General features: G+C 71.5%; 17 protein-coding genes. 4 read left to right on the forward strand and 13 right to left on the reverse strand.

The genetic code is table 11. From position 1 onward, the window contains the following. Positions 1 to 24 precede the first annotated feature (24 nt). Positions 25 to 291: a GlsB/YeaQ/YmgE family stress response membrane protein gene (locus tag ACZ7EG_RS09010; RefSeq protein WP_030839776.1), complete on the reverse strand. Its 267-nt coding sequence runs from the start codon at positions 289 to 291 to the stop codon at positions 25 to 27. A 193-nt stretch (positions 292 to 484) separates the two neighbouring features. On the opposite strand from ACZ7EG_RS09010, the gene ACZ7EG_RS09015 reads away from it, so the two are divergent. After that, on the forward strand, positions 485 to 1,750 hold the full coding sequence (locus tag ACZ7EG_RS09015; RefSeq protein ID WP_471074302.1) for an APC family permease: 1,266 nt from the start codon (positions 485 to 487) through the stop codon (positions 1,748 to 1,750). Positions 1,751 to 2,053: 303 nt separating this feature from the next. On the opposite strand, the gene ACZ7EG_RS09020 is transcribed toward ACZ7EG_RS09015, so the two are convergent. The 12 genes from ACZ7EG_RS09020 to ACZ7EG_RS09075 all read right to left on the reverse strand — a co-directional run bounded on the left by ACZ7EG_RS09020 (position 2,054) and on the right by ACZ7EG_RS09075 (position 14,217). Continuing rightward, the gene (locus tag ACZ7EG_RS09020) at positions 2,054 to 2,446 is read right to left on the reverse strand and encodes a YccF domain-containing protein (RefSeq protein ID WP_471074305.1); all 393 of its coding nucleotides are present in this window, start codon (positions 2,444 to 2,446) and stop codon (positions 2,054 to 2,056) included. Beyond that, on the reverse strand, positions 2,443 to 3,306 hold the full coding sequence (gene htpX, locus ACZ7EG_RS09025) for a zinc metalloprotease HtpX (protein ID WP_471074308.1): 864 nt from the start codon (positions 3,304 to 3,306) through the stop codon (positions 2,443 to 2,445). The genes ACZ7EG_RS09020 and htpX overlap by 4 nt, the downstream gene beginning before the upstream one ends. 254 nt (positions 3,307 to 3,560) lie before the next feature. Next, entirely contained in the window at positions 3,561 to 5,084 is a 1,524-nt protein-coding gene (locus tag ACZ7EG_RS09030) for an NADH-quinone oxidoreductase subunit N (RefSeq protein WP_471074311.1), read from the reverse strand. Further along, positions 5,081 to 6,655, reverse strand: a complete 1,575-nt coding sequence (locus tag ACZ7EG_RS09035) for a complex I subunit 4 family protein (protein ID WP_471074313.1) — start codon at positions 6,653 to 6,655, stop codon at positions 5,081 to 5,083. The genes ACZ7EG_RS09030 and ACZ7EG_RS09035 overlap by 4 nt, the downstream gene beginning before the upstream one ends. A 6-nt stretch (positions 6,656 to 6,661) precedes the next feature. Further along, positions 6,662 to 8,656, reverse strand: a complete 1,995-nt coding sequence (locus ACZ7EG_RS09040) for an NADH-quinone oxidoreductase subunit 5 family protein (protein WP_471074316.1) — start codon at positions 8,654 to 8,656, stop codon at positions 6,662 to 6,664. Further along, entirely contained in the window at positions 8,653 to 9,051 is a 399-nt protein-coding gene (gene nuoK / locus ACZ7EG_RS09045) for an NADH-quinone oxidoreductase subunit NuoK (RefSeq protein WP_471074319.1), read from the reverse strand. Before nuoK ends, ACZ7EG_RS09040 begins: the two co-directional genes overlap by 4 nt. Further along, positions 9,051 to 9,731: an NADH-quinone oxidoreductase subunit J family protein gene (locus ACZ7EG_RS09050; protein ID WP_471074322.1), complete on the reverse strand. Its 681-nt coding sequence runs from the start codon at positions 9,729 to 9,731 to the stop codon at positions 9,051 to 9,053. Before ACZ7EG_RS09050 ends, nuoK begins: the two co-directional genes overlap by 1 nt. Continuing rightward, the gene (locus tag ACZ7EG_RS09055) at positions 9,728 to 10,483 is read right to left on the reverse strand and encodes a NuoI/complex I 23 kDa subunit family protein (RefSeq protein WP_471074325.1); all 756 of its coding nucleotides are present in this window, start codon (positions 10,481 to 10,483) and stop codon (positions 9,728 to 9,730) included. Before ACZ7EG_RS09055 ends, ACZ7EG_RS09050 begins: the two co-directional genes overlap by 4 nt. Before the next feature lie 2 nt (positions 10,484 to 10,485). Then, positions 10,486 to 11,454: a complex I subunit 1/NuoH family protein gene (locus tag ACZ7EG_RS09060; protein WP_104785612.1), complete on the reverse strand. Its 969-nt coding sequence runs from the start codon at positions 11,452 to 11,454 to the stop codon at positions 10,486 to 10,488. Beyond that, positions 11,451 to 13,208 carry an NADH-quinone oxidoreductase subunit C gene (locus ACZ7EG_RS09065; RefSeq protein WP_471074328.1) on the reverse strand — a complete coding sequence of 586 codons (1,758 nt, stop codon included), beginning with the start codon at positions 13,206 to 13,208 and terminating at the stop codon, positions 11,451 to 11,453. Before ACZ7EG_RS09065 ends, ACZ7EG_RS09060 begins: the two co-directional genes overlap by 4 nt. Continuing rightward, on the reverse strand, positions 13,205 to 13,819 hold the full coding sequence (locus ACZ7EG_RS09070; RefSeq protein WP_471074331.1) for an NADH-quinone oxidoreductase subunit B: 615 nt from the start codon (positions 13,817 to 13,819) through the stop codon (positions 13,205 to 13,207). The genes ACZ7EG_RS09065 and ACZ7EG_RS09070 overlap by 4 nt, the downstream gene beginning before the upstream one ends. Beyond that, positions 13,810 to 14,217, reverse strand: a complete 408-nt coding sequence (locus ACZ7EG_RS09075) for an NADH-quinone oxidoreductase subunit A (RefSeq protein WP_104785621.1) — start codon at positions 14,215 to 14,217, stop codon at positions 13,810 to 13,812. Before ACZ7EG_RS09075 ends, ACZ7EG_RS09070 begins: the two co-directional genes overlap by 10 nt. Positions 14,218 to 14,441: 224 nt before the next feature. Here ACZ7EG_RS09075 and ACZ7EG_RS09080 point away from each other — a divergent pair, with 224 nt between their 5' ends. From ACZ7EG_RS09080 to ACZ7EG_RS09090, 3 genes are all read left to right on the forward strand, one after another. Beyond that, complete coding sequence (locus ACZ7EG_RS09080) at positions 14,442 to 15,650, forward strand: sensor histidine kinase (protein ID WP_471074334.1); 1,209 nt, start codon at positions 14,442 to 14,444, stop codon at positions 15,648 to 15,650. A gap of 110 nt (positions 15,651 to 15,760) precedes the next feature. Beyond that, the gene (locus tag ACZ7EG_RS09085) at positions 15,761 to 17,122 is read left to right on the forward strand and encodes a sensor histidine kinase (RefSeq protein WP_471074337.1); all 1,362 of its coding nucleotides are present in this window, start codon (positions 15,761 to 15,763) and stop codon (positions 17,120 to 17,122) included. A gap of 340 nt (positions 17,123 to 17,462) precedes the next feature. After that, entirely contained in the window at positions 17,463 to 18,134 is a 672-nt protein-coding gene (locus tag ACZ7EG_RS09090) for a LuxR C-terminal-related transcriptional regulator (protein ID WP_471074340.1), read from the forward strand. Positions 18,135 to 18,230 lie beyond the last annotated feature (96 nt).

Below are 18,230 nucleotides of genomic sequence, written 5' to 3' on the forward strand. Positions count from 1 at the left end.
TGCCGACTGCCGTCGGCGGGCGCGTCAGTCGCGCGAGTTGCCGAACAGGAGGCGGTAGGCGATCAGGAGGACGAGCGATCCGCCGATCGCCGCTGCCCAGGTCGCACCGTCATAGAAGCCCTTGGTGATCGGGTGGTCCATCCAGCGGGCCGAGATCCAGCCGCCGATGAACGCGCCCGCGATGCCGATCAGGGTCGTGCCGATGAGGCCGCCCGGATCGCGCCCCGGCAGCAGGAACTTCGCGATGGCTCCGGCCAACAGTCCCAGGATGATCCAGCTGATGATGGTCATGCCGTGAACCTGCCCTTTCACGCTGTGCCCGCACTCTCCCAGCCATGTGATCTTGCCTTCGGCAGGCAGGGACCGTGCGTCGTACGCCGGGCGTTCCGCGCGCGGCCTCCTCGCCCCGCACGTTCACGCCGTCTTGGTGGGGATGACGCCCCGGCCACGGCCGTCGGTTGCACTGATCAGTAGGGTGCGGCGCATGACAGCCTCCGACCCCGGACTGCGCCGCACCCTCGGCGTGGGCGACGCCGTCGTCATCGGACTCGGCTCGATGGTGGGAGCCGGGATCTTCGCCGCCCTCGCGCCGGCCGCGCACGCCGCCGGCTCCGGTCTGCTCATCGGGCTGGCCGTCGCCGCTGTGGTCGCGTACTGCAACGCCATGTCGTCGGCTCGCCTCGCCGCCCTGTATCCCGCCTCGGGCGGTACCTATGTGTACGGGCGGGAGCGGCTCGGGGAGTTCTGGGGATATCTCGCGGGCTGGTCCTTCGTGGTCGGGAAGACGGCCTCCTGTGCGGCGATGGCGCTCACCGTGGGCACGTACGTCTGGCCGGAGCAGGCGCACGCGGTGGCGGTCGCGGCCGTGGTGGCACTGACCGCGGTGAACTACGGCGGTGTCCAGAAGTCCGCCTGGCTGACTCGGGTGATCGTGGCGCTCGTCGTGTCTGTCCTCTCCTGTGTGGTGGTCGTGTGTCTGGCCTCCGGTGAGGCCGATGCCGGGCGGCTGGACATCGGGGCCTCGGGCGGAGCGGACGGGGTGCTGCAGGCGGCCGGTCTGCTGTTCTTCGCCTTCGCCGGGTACGCCCGGATCGCGACCCTCGGCGAGGAGGTGCGGGATCCGGCGCGCACCATTCCGCGCGCGATCCCGCTGGCGCTGGGCATCGCACTGGTGGTCTACCTGTGTGTCGCGGTGGCTGTCCTTTCGGTACTGGGGTCGGGCGGTCTCGGGGCCACGACGGCGCCGCTGGCCGAGGCGGTGCGGGCGGCCGGGGCGCCCTGGCTCGGGCCGGTGGTGCGGGCCGGTGCCGCCGTGGCCGCGCTGGGATCGTTGCTCGCGCTGATCCTGGGGGTGTCGCGGACGACGCTTGCGATGGCACGGGACCGGCATCTGCCGAGAGTGCTGGCCTCGGTGCATCCGCGGTTCCAGGTGCCGCACCGGGCGGAGCTGGCCGTGGGTGCGGTGGTCGCGGTCCTGGCGGCCACGGTGGACGTCCGGGACGCGATCGGGTTCTCCTCCTTCGGTGTGCTGGCGTACTACGCCGTGGCCAACGCGTCGGCCTGGACCCTGTCTTCGGCGCCGTCGGCAAGGGTGGTGCCGGTGGTGGGGCTGGCCGGGTGTGCGGTGCTGGCGTTCTCGCTGCCCGGGGTGTCGGTGGTCGTGGGCGTGGGGGTGCTGGTGGTGGGGGTGGTTGCGTACGCGGTGCGGCGGCGGTGGAGGCAGGCAGGGGCCGGGGCAGGGGAACGGTAAGGCCGGCCTGCCTCCACGACGGACCGGGCCTTCAGGAGCCTCTCGGCTCGGGCCTTGCACGGCCTCTCGGCTCAGGTCTTTCACGGCCTCTCGCCGCGGGTCTTCCGGCACCTCTCCTCGGGGCGGACGGCTCGGGGCGCGTCGTACCGCCCGTCCAACGGGTGTTGTGAGTCTGGGTCGTCACTCGGGTCGGGAACTGCTCGATCGCGGTCATGGGTTCATCATGCAGGCCGCCGCTGACAGCCGGGCGGGCCTGTGGACAACCCCCGGGCGTGTGGACAACGGAGGGTCGGTGCCTCTCCGTCAGCGCACCGCGAACGGCTCGTTCGTCCGCACGATGTCTCGGCCGAGCGGGAGCAACGAGACCGGGATGAGCTTGAAGTTGGCGATGCCCAGCGGGATGCCGATGATCGTGACGCACAGGGCGATGCCGGTGGCGATGTGGCCCAAGGCGAGCCACCAGCCCGCGAGCACCAGCCACAGCACGTTGCCCACGCAGGACGGCGCGCCCGCGTCACGGCGCTCGATCGTCGTGTACCCGAAGGGCCACAAGGCGTAGACGCCGATCCGGAAGGCCGCGACGCCGAACGGGATGCCGATGATGGTGATGCAGAGCAGCAGGCCCGCGAGCATGTAGGCGAGGAACAGCCAGAAGCCGCTCAGGACGAGCCATATGACGTTGAGTATGGTCCTCACGGGTTCCCACCTGCCATCTTCTCGAGCCGGGCGATTCGCTCCGCCATCGGCGGGTGTGTGGAGAACATCTTGGAGAGCCCCTGGCCGGGCCGGAACGGGTTCGCGATCATCATGTGACTGGCGGTCTCGATGCGCGGCTCGGGCGGCAGCGGGAGTTGCTTCGTGCCGAGTTCGAGCTTGCGCAGGGCGCTGGCCAGGGCGAGCGGGTCGCCGGTGAGCTGGGCACCGGACGCGTCCGCCTGGTACTCCCGCGAGCGGCTGACGGCCAGTTGGATGAGCGAGGCGGCGAGGGGGCCCAGGAACATGATCAGCAGCATGCCGAGCAGACCGGGGCCGTCGTCGTCGTCCGACCGTCCGATGGGGATCAACCAGGCGAAATTGACCAGGAACATGATGACGGAGGCGAGAGCGCCGGCGACCGACGAGATGAGGATGTCGCGGTTGTAGACGTGGCTGAGCTCGTGGCCGATGACGCCGCGCAACTCGCGCTCGTCCAGCAGGCGCAGAATGCCGTCGGTGCAGCACACCGCGGCGTTGCGTGGATTGCGGCCCGTGGCGAAGGCGTTGGGTGCCTCCGTCGGGGAGATGTACAGGCGCGGCATGGGCTGGCGCGCCTGGGTGGAGAGCTCACGGACCATGCGGTAGAGCGCCGGGGCCTCGAACTCGCTCACCGGGCGGGCGCGCATCGCGCGTAGTGCCAGTTTGTCGCTGTTCCAGTACGCGTACGCGTTGGTGGCCAGTGCTACCAGGACGGCGATGACGAGCCCCATGCGGCCGAAGAAGCTGCCGATGACGATGATGAGTGCGGACAGTCCTCCGAGGAGTATCGCTGTCCTGAGCCCGTTGTGCCGGCGGTGCACGGTGCGCCCTCCAAGTCGTGCGGCAGGGGGACCCTTGCTTGCTGCATCTGCGGTGCCACTGGTGCCGCGTTCTCACGTCCAGTGGACCCTTCCGTACTGGTCAACGCGAGGCGAGAGGTTCGAGTTCCCTGGTGCGCGCGTCGCCGGGTGTGGACCGTCCGGGTGACGGCGCCGGGAAGCGGCACCCGCGAGTGGGAGCGAGTGCCCCACGCGCGCGCGGTGTATGCGGCCGGTTTCCAGGGAGCCCGGTCGGTTCAGAACAGCCCGGTGTCGGTGAAACGCAGGACCAGCTGGGGTGCGCCGGACAGGGCGATGCCGAGGACGCCGGTCAGGGCGATCGCGGCGGTGACCGGTCCGGGGACACGGTGCTTCTCGGGTTCGCCCTCGGGGGCGCGGAACAGCAGGGCCGTCCACTGGAGGTAGTAGAACAGCGCGATGACGACGTTGACGGCCATGACCACGGCCAGCCAGCCGAGGCCGGCGTCGACGGCCGCCGAGAAGACGGCGACCTTGGCGAAGAGACCGATGATGCCCGGCGGCAGTCCGGCGAGGCAGAGCAGGAAGAATGCCAGGAACAGCGCGGACAGCGGGCTGGAGGCGTACAGGCCGCGGTAGTCGGCGACTCGGTTGAGGACCTTCGTGCGGCCTACGAGCGCGGCCACCGCGAAGGCGCCGAGGTTCACGGCGCCGTACATCAGGGCGTAGGCGACGGTGGAGCCGATCGACTTCTCGGCGTCCTGGGAGTACGCGGCGGCGGCGATCGGCACCAGGAGGTAGCCGGCCTGGCCGACGGAGGACCAGGCGAGCAGGCGTACCGCGCTGTACGCGCGCGTGGCCTGCTGCCGCAGGGCTCCGGCGTTGCCCACGGTCATGGTGAGCGCGGCCAGGGCTGCCAGGGCGGGGCCCCAGACATCGGCGTACGAGGGGAGGGCCACGACCGTGACGAGGATGAGGCCGCTGAAGCCGACCGCCTTGCCGATGACCGACAGGTAGGCCGCGATCGGCAGGGGTGCGCCCACGTAGGTGTCGGGCACCCAGAAGTGGAAGGGCACGGCGGCCGTCTTGAAGGCGAAGCCGACGAGGGTGAGGACCACGCCGGTCTGGGCGAGGGTGTGGAACTGCCCGTCGACGTTCTGGATGCGGTCGGCGACCTGGGAGAGGTAGAGCGTGCCCGTGGTGGCGTACACGAAGCTGATGCCCATCAGGCTGACCGCGGTCGCGGTGACCGAGGACAGGAAGAACTTCAGGGCCGCCTCGGAGGACTTCCGGTCGCCGTACCTGAGGCCGACCAGTGCGAACGCGGGCAGGGAGGCGACCTCAAGGGCGACGATCAGGGTCGCGAGGTCGCGGGAGGCGGGCAGGAGAGCGGCGCCGGCCGCGGAGGACAGCAGCAGGAACCAGTACTCCCCTTCGGGGAGGTCCTTGCGGGCGTCCTTCAGGGCGGTGACCGACAGGAGGGCGGCGAGGAGGGCGCCGCCGAGGACCAGGAACTGGATGACCAGGGTGAAGCGGTCGGCCGTGTAGCTGCACACGGTGGCGTCGCCGGTCAGGCAGAAGGTGCTGCGGTCGCCGTCGAGGAGGGGCAGCAGCATCAGCGTGGCGGCGGCCAGGCCCGCCACCGATGTCCAGCCGAGCAGGGCCTTGCGGTGCTCGGCGACGAACAGGTCGGCGACCAGGACGACGAGTCCGACGACCGCCGCGATGGTGGGCGGGGCGATCGCGAGCCAGTCGACGGACTGGACCAGCGACGCCGCCAGGGTCTGGGCCGGGGAGCTCATCGGGTGCCTCCTGCGAGGAGCTGCTGGACGGCCGGGTCGCTCAGGCCGAGGAGGGCCCTGGGCCACAGGCCCGCGACGACGGTGAGGGCGACGAGTGGGGTCCACGCCGCGAACTCGTAGGCACGGACGTCGGGGAGCGTCGGGGCGTCCTGGGGCAGGGCGCCCATGCAGACGCGGCGGACCACGATCAGCAGGTACGCGGCCGTCAGCAGCGTGCCGAACGCGCCGATCGCCATGAAGGTCAGGAAGGCCGGGCGGCTGAGACCCTCGGCGGGCCTGAAGGCGCCGAACAGGGCCAGCATCTCGCCCCAGAACCCGGCCAGGCCCGGCAGGCCGAGCGAGGCGACGGCGGCGAAGGCGAGCAGGCCGCCGAGGCGCGGGGCCTTGCCGTAGAGGGCGGCGCCGGTCTCCTCGGCGAGGGTGTCGAGGTCGGTGGTGCCGGTGCGGTCCTTCAGGGCGCCGACCAGGAAGAAGAGCAGGCCGGTGATGAGGCCGTGGGCGATGTTGGCGAAGAGGGCGCCGTTCACGCCGGTCGGGGTCATCGTGGCGATGCCGAGCAGGACGAAGCCCATGTGGCCGACGGAGGAGTAGGCGATGAGGCGTTTGAGATCGCCCTTCGCGCCCTGCTTGGCGAGGGCCAGGCAGGCCAGGGAGCCGTAGATGATGCCGACGACGGCGAGGGCGGCGAGGTAGGGCGCGAAGGTGCGGAAGCCGTCGGGCGCGATGGGGAGCAGGATTCGGACGAACCCGTACGTACCCATCTTCAGCAGCACGCCGGCGAGGAGGACCGAGCCGACGGTGGGCGCGGCGGTGTGGGCGTCGGGCAGCCAGCTGTGCAGCGGCCACATCGGCGTCTTCACCGCGAGCCCGATCCCGATCGCCAGAACGGCGATGAGCTGCACGGATGTACTCAGCGATCGGCCGTTGTCAGTGGCGAGTGCCACCATGTCGAACGTGCCCGCCTTGATCCCGATCAGGAGCAGGCCGAGCAGCATGACCACCGAGCCGAGCAGGGTGTAGAGGATGAAGCGCCAGGCGGCCTGGCTTCGGCCCTCGCCGCCCCAGCGGGCGATGAGGAAGTACATCGGGATGAGGACCATCTCGAAGGCGAGGAAGAACAGCACCAGGTCGAGGACGGCGAAGGTCGCGAGCGTGCCGGCTTCGAGGACGAGCAGCAGGGCGACGAAGGCCTTCGGGGTCGGGCCCTCGGGCATCTTGAAGTACGAGTAGAGCGCGCAGAGGAAGGTCAGCAGCGCGGTCAGGACCAGGAGGGGGAGGGAGATGCCGTCGATGCCGAGGTGGATGCGTACGTCGAGTGCGGGGATCCAGCTGATGTCCGTGCCGGCCTGCATCTTCGACGGCTGGTCGTGGTCGAAGCCGAGCGCGAGGACGATCGCCGCGACGAGGATCGCGCCCGTGACCGTGACACCGTGCCGGAGCACGGCCTGCTCGGGTGACTTTCCCTTCAGTCCGGGCGGGGCCGGCAGGAGAGCCGCGGCGGCGCCCAGGAGCGGCCCGACGACGACGAACGCCAGAAGGAACTGCATCACGGACTCGTTGATATCGATCACGCCTGCTCACGCTCCCGTGGCGACGAGGACGGCGGCGACCGCGAGGACGACGGTGCCGGCGAGCAGCGCGCTCACATAGGTCTGGACGTTGCCGGTCTGGGCACGCCGTACGGCGGCGCCGAGCCAGCGGGGCAGCGCACCCGCACCGCGGACATAGGTCTCGACGACCTCGCGGTCGAGGAACCGGACGAGGCTCGCTCCGGCCTGGACCGGGCGGACGAAGAGGACCGTGTACACGGCGTCCAGGTGGAAGCCGGCGGCCGCGTGGCGGTGCAGCGGGCCGAGCAGCAGCCGTCCCGGGTCGGCGGGGTCGGGAGCGTAGGCGATGTCGCCGTAGGCCGGCTCGTGGGTGGCGATGGCTTCGGCCTCGACCTTGGCCGCGTCGCCCTCGGGGTGGGCCGCGACGGCGCCCAGCGGGACACGGGCCGCGAGGGCGGTGGTGTGCCGCCAGGCGGCGTAGGTGACGATGCCGCCGACCAGGGCCACGCCAGTGCCGAGCACGGAGGTGGTCAGGGTCGGGCCGAGGTCGCGCCCGTCGAACCAGTCGGGCAGCAGGCGGAACGTGAAACCGCCGAGGGCGAGGGACGGCACGGCGAGGACCCACAGCACGACGGTCATCGTCAGGGGCTGCCTGCCGTGATCAGGGGCTTCGGTGCCCCGGCCGCGGAAGGCGAGCAGCCACAGGCGCATCGCGTAGGCGGCGGTGAGCACGGCCGTGAGCAGGCCGGCGACGAGGACGATCCAGCCCGCGGCGGCGGGGGCGTGCTCGGTGTGCCCGGTGACGACGTGCTCGGCCACGCCGAGCACGGCCTCCTTGGAGAAGAAGCCGCTGAACGGCGGGATCGCGGCGAGCGCGAGCAGTGCCACGGTCATCGTCCAGTAGGCGTCGGGGATGCGGTCGCGCAGGTTCCGCATGCGGGACATGGCGGCGAGCGAGTTGGTGCCGGCGGCGTGGATGATCACGCCGGCCGCGAGGAACAGCAGCGCCTTGAAGGCGCCGTGGGACAGGAGGTGGAAGACGGCGGCCCCGCGGTCGCCGACGGCGAGGGCGCCGGTCATGTAGCCGAGCTGGCCGATCGTCGAGTAGGCGAGGACGCGCTTGATGTCGTCCTGGGCGAGCGCGGCGAGCGCCGAGCCGGTCATCGTGACGGCGGCCATGACGGCGAGCACGACCATCGCGGCCTGGGAGGCCTCGAAGACCGGGAGGAGACGGGCGATGAAGTAGACACCGGCCGCGACCATCGTCGCGGCGTGGATCAGCGCGGAGACCGGGGTGGGGCCCGCCATCGCGTCGGGGAGCCAGGTGTGCAGCGGGAACTGCGCCGACTTGCCCGCCACGCCGGCGAGGAGGAGAAGGGCGATCAGGGTGGGGTGGTCGAGTCCGCCGCTCGCGACGGTGCCCAGGATGCGGGTGATGCGGAACGAGCCGGCGTCAGTGGCCAGGGCGAACAGGCCGATGAGGAAGGGGACGTCGCCGAGCTTGGTGACCAGGAAGGCCTTGAGGGAGGCGGCGCGGGCCTCCGGGGTCTCCCAGTAGTGGCCGACCAGGAAGTAGGAGCAGATGCCCATGACTTCCCAGCCGACCAGCAGCACGATCAGGTCGCCGGAGTAGACAACCAGGAACATCGCGGAGGTGAACAGGGAGACGAGGGCGGCGTAGGAGGGGTAGCGCGGGTCGTCGCGCAGATAGCCCGTCGAGTAGATCTGCACGCAGGAGGCGACCAGGCCGACCAGGACGGCGACGAGGGCGGCGAAGCCGTCGATGTGCAGGGCGAGCTCGATGGGGACCGAGCCGGTGGGAGTGAGTTCCGTGGCCGAGTCGACGGCCGCTCCGCCGCCCTGGCGTGCGGCGACCAGCGCGGCGAGCACCAGGGAGGTGAGCGTCGGCAGGACGGCGAGGGGGCGGACGAAGCCGGGTGCCGTGCGGCCCAGCAGCAGGCCGGCGGCGGCGCCGAGGAACGGAAGGAGGGGGACGAGGACGGCGAGGGTGGTCGTGGTCACGCGGTGGCCTCAGCCTTCTGGGCCTCGTCGGACTGCTCGGCCGGGCGGGCGTCGTGGTCGGGGTCGTCGGGGTCGTGCCGTTCGGCGGTGTCGCGGAGCTTGTCGATGTCCGCGGTGCCGCGGTTGCGGTGGACGGCGAGGACGATGGCCAGCCCGATGCCGATCTCGGCGGCGGCGATGGCGATGGTGAACAGGGTCAGGGCCTGACCGGAGTGCAGGGTCTCCCTGGCGGCCTTGCTGAGCCAGACGTCGAAGGCGACCAGGTTGAGGTTGACGGCGTTGAGCATGAGCTCGACCGACATCAGGACCAGGATCGCGTTGCGGCGGGCGAGGACGCCGTACAGGCCCGTGCAGAAGAGCAGGGCGGAGAGCACGGCAGGGTAGGCGAGGTGCATCAGCGGGCACCTTCCTGCTCGGAACTCTGCGAACTCTCCGTGACCGTCCGGGAACTCTTGGTGGCGCCCGGGGCGTTCACAGGGGGAGAGCTCGACTCCGCCTTCGCCTTGCGGGACAGGACGATGGCGCCGACCAGGGCGGCGAGGAGGAGGACGGAGAGGGCCTCGAAGGGGAGCACCCAATTCTGGAAGAGACTCGCGCCGGTGGCCTCGGTGGAGCCGGCGGCGGGGCCGTCCAGGTCGATCCAGGTCGTGCGGAAGGCGTCGACGACGACCCAGACCAGGGCGGCGGCAGCGGCGACGGCCACGGCGAGGGCGGCCCAGCGGTTGCCGGAGTCGGCATCCGGGGAGCGGCCGATGGGGGCTCTGGTGAGCATCAGACCGAACAGGAGGAGGACGACGACGGAACCGACATAGATGAGGACCTGCACCCAGGCGATGAACTCGGCGGTGAGCAGGAGGTACTCGACGGCGAGGCCGCCGAGGGTGACCACCAGCCACAGGGCGGCGTGCACCAGCTGCCTGGTGGTGACGGTGACGAGGGCGGCGCCGAAGGTCACCAGGCCGACGAGAAGGAAGGCGATCTCGACGCCGGTCGGGGAGAGGAAGCCGTGGGTTTCCGCGGCGGCCCCGGTGGCCGGACCGGTCGCGAGGAGAGCGGCGTTTGCGGCGAGCGTCATTCCGCGCCCTCCTGCCCCGGCTTCGGCTGACCCGGCTCCGGGTGACCCGGCTCCGGACGAGTCGGCTCCGGATGAGTCGGCTCCGGGCGATCCGGCTCCTGATGGGTCAGCTCCGTGCGGCCCGGCTTCGGCTGGTCGGTCTGCTGCTTGGAGTCGCCCTGGGGTCGGGTGGGCTGTTCGGCGGCGCGGGCCTGCTGGTCGGCGTGGGATTCGGCGGCCGGTGGTGCCTGCTGGGCGGCCAGCTTGTCGGCGGCCTTGCGGGCGGCGGCGAGTTCCTTCGGTTCCTCCGCGCCGGGGTCGAGGGCCGGCGGGGCCGGGACGGTCCACATCCACTCGCGGAGCTTGTCGCGCTCGTGGGTGAGGTCGCGGATGTCGGTCTCGGCGTACTCGAACTCGGGTGACCAGAACAGGGCGTCGAAAGGGCAGACCTCGATGCAGATACCGCAGTACATGCACAGGGAGAAGTCGATGGCGAAGCGGTCGAGGACGTTGCGGCTGCGCTCGCGGCCGCCCGGGGCGGCCGGCGGCACCGTCTCCTTGTGGGAGTCGATGTAGATGCACCAGTCCGGGCACTCGCGGGCGCACAGCATGCAGACCGTGCAGTTCTCCTCGAACAGGCCGATCACACCGCGGGTGCGGGGCGGGAGATCGGGCTGGGCGTCGGGGTACTGCGCGGTGACGGACTTCTTCGTCATCGTGCGGAGGGTGACGGCCAGGCCCTTGGCGAGGCCACTGCCAGGAATGGGGGCCATGGTTACTGGATCACCACCTTGACGATGCCGGTGAGGGCGATCTGGGCGAGGGAGAGGGGGACGAGGAGAGTCCAGGCGAGCTTCTGGAGCTGGTCCTCGCGCAGGCGCGGGTAGGTGACGCGCAGCCAGATCACGAGGAAGGCGAGGACGGCGGTCTTCAGCAGGGTCCAGACCCAGCCGAGGCCGTCTGCGCCCCAGGGGCCGTGCCAGCCGCCCAGGAAGAGGACGGTGGTCAGGCCGCACAGGACGACGATTCCGGCGTACTCGGCGAGGAGGAAGAGAGCGAAACGGAGGCCGGTGTACTCGGTGTAGGCGCCGAAGATGATCTCCGAGTCGGCGACGGGCATGTCGAAGGGCGGGCGCTGGAGTTCGGCGAGGCCGGCCACGAAGAAGACGATCGCGCCGATGATCTGCCAGGGCAGCCACCACCACTCGAAGGCGTCGAGGATGCCGGGGAGGGAGACGGTGCCGGCCGCCATCGCCACCGAGGCGGCGGTCAGAAGCATCGGCAGTTCGTAGGCGAGGAGCTGGGCGGCGGTGCGCAGGCCGCCGAGGAGGGAGAACTTGTTCGCGGACGCCCAGCCGGCCATGAGCGAGCCGAGGACGCCCACGCCCATGACGGCCAGGACGAAGAAGACACCCGCGTCGATGACCTGCCCGACGGCTCCCTCGCCGGGGCCGATGGGGATGGCGAGCAGGACGAGGAGGTAGGGCAGGAGGGCGACGGCGGGGGCCAGTTGGAAGATGCGGCGGTCGGCACCCGCGGGGACGACGTCCTCCTTCTGCGCGAACTTCACGCCGTCGGCGATCAGCTGGGCCCAGCCGTGGAAGCCGCCGGCGTACATGGGGCCGAGGCGGCCCTGCATGTGGGCCATGACCTTGTGTTCGGTCTGGCCGATGATCAGGGGGAAGGTGAGGAAGACGACGAAGACGACCAGAAGTCGCAGGGCGACGTCGAGCACGTCGTTCACTGCGGGCCTCCTGTGGGGTCCTCGGGATTGGCGGGGCGGGCGGAATCCCCGGTGTCGCCAGGGTTGGCGGTGGGCTTCGCTTCGTCGTCCGTGGGCTTCGCGTCGTCGCCCGTGGGCTTCGCGTCGTCGCCCGTGGGCTTCGGCGCGTTCGCCGAGTTCGCAGTATCCGGGGTGGCCGAAGCATCCGGGATGGCCGAGGTATCCGGGGTGACCGGGGTGGCCGAGGTGCCCGGGGCGTCTGGGGTATCGGAGGCGCCGGGATTATCGGAGGTGCCTGGGGTTTCCGAGGCGCCCGGGGTGTCCGGGGTTGCCGAGGTATCCGGGGTTGCCGACGTATCCGGGGCGGAGGTGCCCGGGGCGTCTGGGGTATCGGAGGCGCCTGGGGTTTCCGAGGCCCCCGGGGTTTCCGGGCCTGGGCCGGTCGGCGGGCTGGTGGGGCTCTCGGGAGTTTCCGAGGACTCAGGGTTGTCCGCAGGCTCGGAGGTCTGCGACTCGTCCGACGGCTCTGGAGCCGGCAACTGCGCTGCCTCCGGAGACGGTTCGGGGGCCGGTTCGTCGAAGGCGGGACGGGCGTGGTGCCAGGGGGCGTCCGAGCTGCGCGGGGTGGCAGACCCGGAACCGGGCATCGCGGACTCGGAACCATCCTGCGGGGATACGGAGCCGGGCGCCCGGGATGCCGGGTCGTTGGGCTGCTGGCTTGCCGACCCCTGTGCCGCCGAGCGGTTTCGCCGCGGTCCCGCCGACGCCCGGGCAGTCGGCTCCTCGGGCGTCGACTGGCTCGCCGAGCCGTCCGCAGCCGTACGCGCCCGACGCGGAACAGCCGGAGCCGTCTCCGTGCCGGGGGCCGAAGCCGCCGCGTCCGCAGCCGGAGCCTGCGCGCCGGGAGCAGACTGACTCGCCGAACCTCCGGCAGCCGTACGCGCACGACGCGGAGCAACCGGCGACTGCTCACCGGCGGTCGAAGCCTGCGCACCCGGGGGCTGAGTCTCCGTTCCGGCTCCGGACTGGCTCGCCGAGCCTTCCGATGCCGAGCGGGTTCGGCGGGCGGGGCGTTCTCCCGCGGGGCGTTCTCCCGCCGGGCGTTCTCCCGCCGGGCGTTCTCCCGCGGGGCGTGCCGCGGCTCGGGCGGGGCGTTCGCCCGCGGCACGGGCCGGGCCGCGGGCCGGGCGGGCGGGGGCCGGCGGGAGTTGGCCCTTGAGGGGGCCCCATTCGTTGGGGTCGGGGACGCCGGGCGGGAGCATCTGACGGCGCTTGGGGCCGCCGTGTTCCGACTCGCCCGGCTCCTTCGCGCCGGGCCAGGCCTTGGCGACGCGGGCAGCCAGGACGAAGTCCTTGCGCAGGGGGTGGCCTTCGAAGTTCTCGGGCAGGAGCAGGTGGTCCAGCGCCGGGTGGCCTTCGAAGATGATGCCGAACATCTCGTACGTCTCGCGTTCGTGCCAGGCGGCGCCCGCGTAGACGTCGACCGCCGAGGGCAGGGTGGGTGCCTCGTGCGGGACGGTCGTACGCAGCAGGAGGCGTCGAACGGGGGAGAGCGCGGCGACGTGGGCCGCGACGCGGAAGCCGGTGCCCGGTTCGTCGACGGCGCTCAGCCAGTCGAAGTAGGTGCAGCCGAGGCGGTCGCGGGCGGTCTCCAGGGCGGTGATCCAGGCTGCCGGGGGGACGTCGACCGTCAGGACCTCGTAGGACTCCTCGGCCGTGGCGTCCGGGCCGAAGAGCTCCTCGGCGGTGGCGGGCAGCCAGCCGACGGCGGTCATCGCACCTCCCCCGAGGTCGTCTCCGGTGCGGGCGGCCGCACCAGTCCGCTCTGCAGCGCCGCCGCCGAAGGACGCCCCGCGCCGCTGCCGTACCGCTCCCCCAGCGACTCGCGGGCGATCTTCTCCTGGAGTTTCAGGATGCCCTGGAGCAGCGCCTCGGGGCGGGGCGGGCAGCCGGGGACGTAGACGTCGACGGGGATGATCTGGTCGACGCCCTTGGTGACGGAGTACGAGTCCCAGTAGGGGCCGCCGCAGTTGCTGCACGCGCCGAAGGAGATGACGTACTTCGGTTCCGGCATCTGCTCGTAGAGGCGCTTCACGGCCGGGGCCATCTTGTCCGTGACCGTGCCGGAGACGACCATCAGGTCGGCCTGGCGGGGGCCCGGGGCGAACGGGATGACGCCGAGGCGGATGAAGTCGTGGCGGGCCATCGACGCGGCGATGAACTCGATCGCGCAGCAGGCGAGGCCGAAGTTGAAGACCCAGAGCGAGTAGCGGCGGCCCCAGTTGAGGACGACCTTCATCGGCTCGGGGGCGAGGCGGGCCAGGGCGCCCAGCCGCTTGGGCTCGGGCAGCAGAACAGGCTCGGACACCGAGGGGTTCACGTCCATGCCAGGACGCCCTTCTTGTAGGCGTAGAGCAGGCCGACCGCCAGGAAGCCGAGGAAGATGAACATCTCGGCCAGGGTCGTCGCGCCGTAGCCGGGGGCGGCGAAGACGGTCGCCCAGGGGAACAGGAAGATCGAGTCGACGGCGAAGATCACGTAGAGGAAGGCGTAGACGTAGTAGCGGACCTGGGTGTGGGCCCAGCCCTCGCCGACGGGGTCGACGCCGCACTCGTACGTCAGGAGCTTCTCGGGGGTGGGGACCACGGGCCGCAGCAGGCGGCCGGCCCCGAAGGCGACGGCGACGAACAGCACACCGATCACGGCGAGCAGTCCGACGACCGAGTAGGACTGGAAGTAGTCCGCCGCGACGACGGTCGTGGTGACGACGGTCGGTTCCGGCACGTCCGTCCCTCGCTCCCTCAGAATTCGGACCTGGATCCTTCGACGATGCCGCGGCCCACTGGGGCGCCGCCGTTCGACGATCTGTACGCACGGGAGTCTAGGCCCTGATAAGGGCAGGGTAAGCAGCCCGTCACCGCCGGGCATACGGGGGTGGGGTTTTCCTCAGTCGATCCTGGCGGTCCACCTCATGGCGCAGCCGTCCGCCGCCGGGCACGCTAACGCATATGACCCAACGTATCCCGTCCCCGGGCACGAGTCCGGCCCGGTCGGCCACCGGGCCGGACGACCGTCCGCCGCCGGCCCGGCTCGCCTTTGACCGGCACTCCTGGAAAGAGATCGCGCACCTGCTGGCCAACCTTCCGGTCGCGCTGGTCGGTTTCACCTATGTCGTGACGATGCTGTCCGTCGGTTTCGGGCTGACCGTCACGGTGGTCGGGTTCCCGCTGCTCGCGGCCGGCCTCATGGGCGCGCGGCAGCTGGGCCGGCTGGAGCGGGCGCGGGCCCGGGCGCTGCTCGGGGTGCGGATCGAGGAGCCGAGCCGACTGCGGCTGCGGGGTGAGGGCGGCTTCTTCCAGCGGTTGTGGATGCAGCTGAAGGACCCGGTGGGCTGGCGCACGGTCCTGTACGAGTTCATCCGGCTGCCGTGGGGCGTGCTCACCTTCACCGTGACGCTGGCGTCGCTGTTCGTGCTGTGGCCGGTGCTGCCGTTCATCGCACGGGGGCTGGCCAACGCCGACCGGGCCATGGTGCGGGCGTTGCTGTCGCCCTCCGACGAGCTGGAGCGGCGGATCGCCGAGCTGGAGTCGGACCGGGGGGTCGTGGTGGACACGGCCGCGGCCGACCTGCGGCGCATCGAGCGGGATCTGCACGACGGGGCGCAGGCCCGGCTGGTCAATCTGGCGATGGGGCTCGGCCTGGCGAAGGAGAAGGTGCTGGAGGATCCCGATGCGGCGGCGGCGATGGTCGAGGAGGCGCATGGCGAGGTGAAGCTGGCGCTGCAGGAGCTGCGGGACCTGGCGCGCGGCATCCACCCGGCGGTCCTGACCGACCGCGGCCTGGACGCGGCCCTGTCCTCGGTCGCCTCGCGCTGCACGGTGCCGGTGAAGGTGACGGTGGATCTGCCGGAGCGGCCGGCCGCGGCCATCGAGGGCATCGCCTACTTCACCGTCTCGGAGCTGCTGCAGAACGTCAGCAAGCACAGCAGGGCGAAGTCGGCCTCGGTGGATGTGTGGCGGACCGACACCCGGCTGCTGATTCAGGTGTGGGACGACGGTGGTGGCGGCGCGAGCCTGGACGGCGGTACGGGGATGAAGGGCCTGGCGGACCGGCTGGACGCCGTGGACGGGCTGTTCGTCCTGGACTCGCCCGAGGGCGGCCCGACGACGGTCACGGCGGAACTGCCGTGGCGTGAGCGGTCCGCGGCCCTGCGGTAGGGAAAACCCCCCGTTCAACACGCCGACGTACTCCATGGTCCGCCGACCTGCGGCGGAGCAGGGTGGAGGTACGGGAGCACAACCGCGGGACGAGGAGAAGGACGGCGCCGATGGCCACGGAGTACGGACACGGGTACGGGCTCGACAGCGGACCCGGGTTCCCCGGGAGCACCGAACGGCGGCACCGGCTGCCGGCCGTGCTGCGGGCGCCGGTCGAGGGCCGCACCTGGCGCGAGCTCGCCCATGTGCTGCTCAGCCTGCCGCTCGGCATCCTGATGTTCACCTACGCGGTGACGATGGTGTCGCTGGGAGCGGGACTGCTGGTCACGTTCCTCGGCATTCCGGTGCTGGCGGTGGCGCTCGCCGGGTGCCGCGGCTTCGGGGCGCTGGAGCGGACGCGGGCGCGGGCGCTGCTGGGGCTGGAGGTGGGTGAGCCGGAGCCGCTGCGGATGCCCAAGCCGGGCGCGATGGCGTGGATGGGGGCCGTCCTCAAGAGCGGCGTCTCGTGGCGGGCCCTGCTGTACACGGTGCTGCATCTGCCCTGGGCGGTTTTCTCGTTCACCGTCGCCGTGAGCGTGTGGGTGATGGGCTGGGCGCTGCTGACGTACCCGCTGTGGTTCTGGGTGCTCCCGATGCACGCCGGCCCGGACGGGTTCCAGCTGTACGGCGACGGAGCGCACCGGATCCGCCTCGACAACCCCTTCGAGATCACGGTGACCGCGCTGGTGGGGTTGCTGTTCACGATCGCCACGCCGTGGATCGTGCGGGCGCTGACGGTGGTGGACCAGTTGCTGGTGCACGGGCTGCTCGGGCCGTCGCGGCTGGCCTCGCGGGTGGTGGAGCTGGAGTCGGACCGGGGGGTGGTGGTCGACACCGCGGCGGCCGATCTGCGGCGCATCGAGCGGGACCTGCACGACGGGGCGCAGGCCCGGCTGGTGGCGCTGGCCATGGATCTGGGTCTGGCGAAGGAGAAGCTCCAGGAGGATCCGCGGGCGGCCGCGCGGATGGTGGACGAGGCGCACGGCGAGGTGAAGACGGCGCTGCAGGAGCTGCGGGACCTGGCGCGCGGCATCCACCCGGCGGTCCTGACCGACCGCGGCCTGGACGCGGCCCTGTCCTCGGTCGCCTCGCGCTGCACGGTGCCGGTGCAGGTCGAGGTCGACCTGGCGGAGCGGCCGGCGCCGGCGATCGAGGGGATCGCGTATTTCACGGTGTCGGAGCTGCTGCAGAACATCAGCAAGCACGCGCGGGCCACCTGGGCCGGCGTGGAAGTGTGGCGGACGGAGGACCGGCTGATGCTGCAGGTCGTGGACAACGGCGTGGGCGGGGCCGACGTGTCCCGGGGGTCGGGTCTGGCGGGGCTGGTGGACCGGCTCGACGCGGTGGACGGGATCCTGGTGGTGGACTCGCCGGCGGGCGGCCCGACCCGGGTGACCGCGGAGCTGCCGTGGCGGGGGGCTCATGTGCGGTGACCTCCGGTCCGGGCTGGTGCCGGGGCTCCGCTCCTGTGGCCCTGCCAGGGGGTTCCGCTCCCCGGGTCCCCGGCCTTCGCCCACCCACCACTCGACACGGTGAGGCGGGAGGCGGGCCGCTGCTCCTGACCGGCCGTGGGGCCGGGGGCGACGGGGCCAGGGCCAGTCAGCCCAGGCGGTGCATCCAGGAAGCAGGCCCGCCCTCGATTCGGCCGGACAAGAAGCCGCTCCTTCCCCCAACCACCCCCCGACCCTGAAATGCTGGACCCGTCGCACGGGTGGGCGCGCAGCCGTTGTGGGCTGCGGACGGGCGGCATCGTGCTGTGGGGGACCGGACATCGTGGAGGACAGGGTGCGGGTGGTCATCGCCGAGGATTCAGTGCTGCTCAGGGAGGGCCTGACCCGGCTGCTGACCGACCGGGGGCACGACGTCGTCGCCGGTGTGGGTGACGGTGAGGCGCTGATCAAGACCATCACGGAGCTGGACGCGCAGGGCGAGCTGCCGGACGTGGTGGTGGCGGACGTCCGTATGCCGCCGACGCACACCGACGAGGGCGTGCGGGCGGCGGTGCAGCTGCGCAGGGCCCACCCGGGGCTCGGGGTGCTGGTGCTGTCGCAGTACGTGGAGGAGCGCTACGCCACGGAGCTGCTCGCGGGGTCCAGCCGGGGTGTCGGCTACCTGCTGAAGGACAGGGTCGCCGAGGTACGGGAGTTCGTGGACGCGGTGGTGCGGGTGGCGGAGGGCGGTACGGCGCTCGACCCGGAGGTGGTCGCGCAGCTGCTGGGCCGCAGCCGCAAGCAGGACGTGCTGGCGGGGCTCACCCCGAGGGAGCGTGAGGTGCTGGGGCTGATGGCCGAGGGGCGGACGAACTCGGCGATCGCGCGGCAGCTCGTGGTCAGCGACGGGGCGGTGGAGAAGCACGTCAGCAACATCTTCCTGAAGCTGGGGCTGTCCCCGAGCGAGGGGGACCACCGCAGGGTCCTGGCCGTGCTGACGTATCTCAACACCTGACGTTCACGATCCCTGACCCCGGAAACCCGGACAAAGGCGGACGCATAACCATGCCGAAATCGTGTCCAAGATTCGAATGACCCGGAGAACGCGGCC

Source organism: Streptomyces sp. NPDC037100 (genome assembly GCF_055606225.1).

Excerpts from the sequence above, each read along its gene's own strand:
- ACZ7EG_RS09010 (WP_030839776.1), bottom strand. The coding sequence starts at position 291 with ATGACCATCATCAGCTGGATCATCCTGGGACTGTTGGCCGGAGCCATC.
- ACZ7EG_RS09015 (WP_471074302.1), top strand. The coding sequence starts at position 485 with ATGACAGCCTCCGACCCCGGACTGCGCCGCACCCTCGGCGTGGGCGAC.
- ACZ7EG_RS09030 (WP_471074311.1), bottom strand. The coding sequence starts at position 5,084 with ATGAGCTCCCCGGCCCAGACCCTGGCGGCGTCGCTGGTCCAGTCCGTC.
- nuoK (WP_471074319.1), bottom strand. The coding sequence starts at position 9,051 with ATGCACCTCGCCTACCCTGCCGTGCTCTCCGCCCTGCTCTTCTGCACG.
- ACZ7EG_RS09050 (WP_471074322.1), bottom strand. The coding sequence starts at position 9,731 with ATGACGCTCGCCGCAAACGCCGCTCTCCTCGCGACCGGTCCGGCCACC.
- ACZ7EG_RS09055 (WP_471074325.1), bottom strand. The coding sequence starts at position 10,483 with ATGGCCCCCATTCCTGGCAGTGGCCTCGCCAAGGGCCTGGCCGTCACC.
- ACZ7EG_RS09065 (WP_471074328.1), bottom strand. The coding sequence starts at position 13,208 with ATGACCGCCGTCGGCTGGCTGCCCGCCACCGCCGAGGAGCTCTTCGGC.
- ACZ7EG_RS09070 (WP_471074331.1), bottom strand. The coding sequence starts at position 13,819 with ATGGACGTGAACCCCTCGGTGTCCGAGCCTGTTCTGCTGCCCGAGCCC.
- ACZ7EG_RS09080 (WP_471074334.1), top strand. The coding sequence starts at position 14,442 with ATGACCCAACGTATCCCGTCCCCGGGCACGAGTCCGGCCCGGTCGGCC.
- ACZ7EG_RS09085 (WP_471074337.1), top strand. The coding sequence starts at position 15,761 with ATGGCCACGGAGTACGGACACGGGTACGGGCTCGACAGCGGACCCGGG.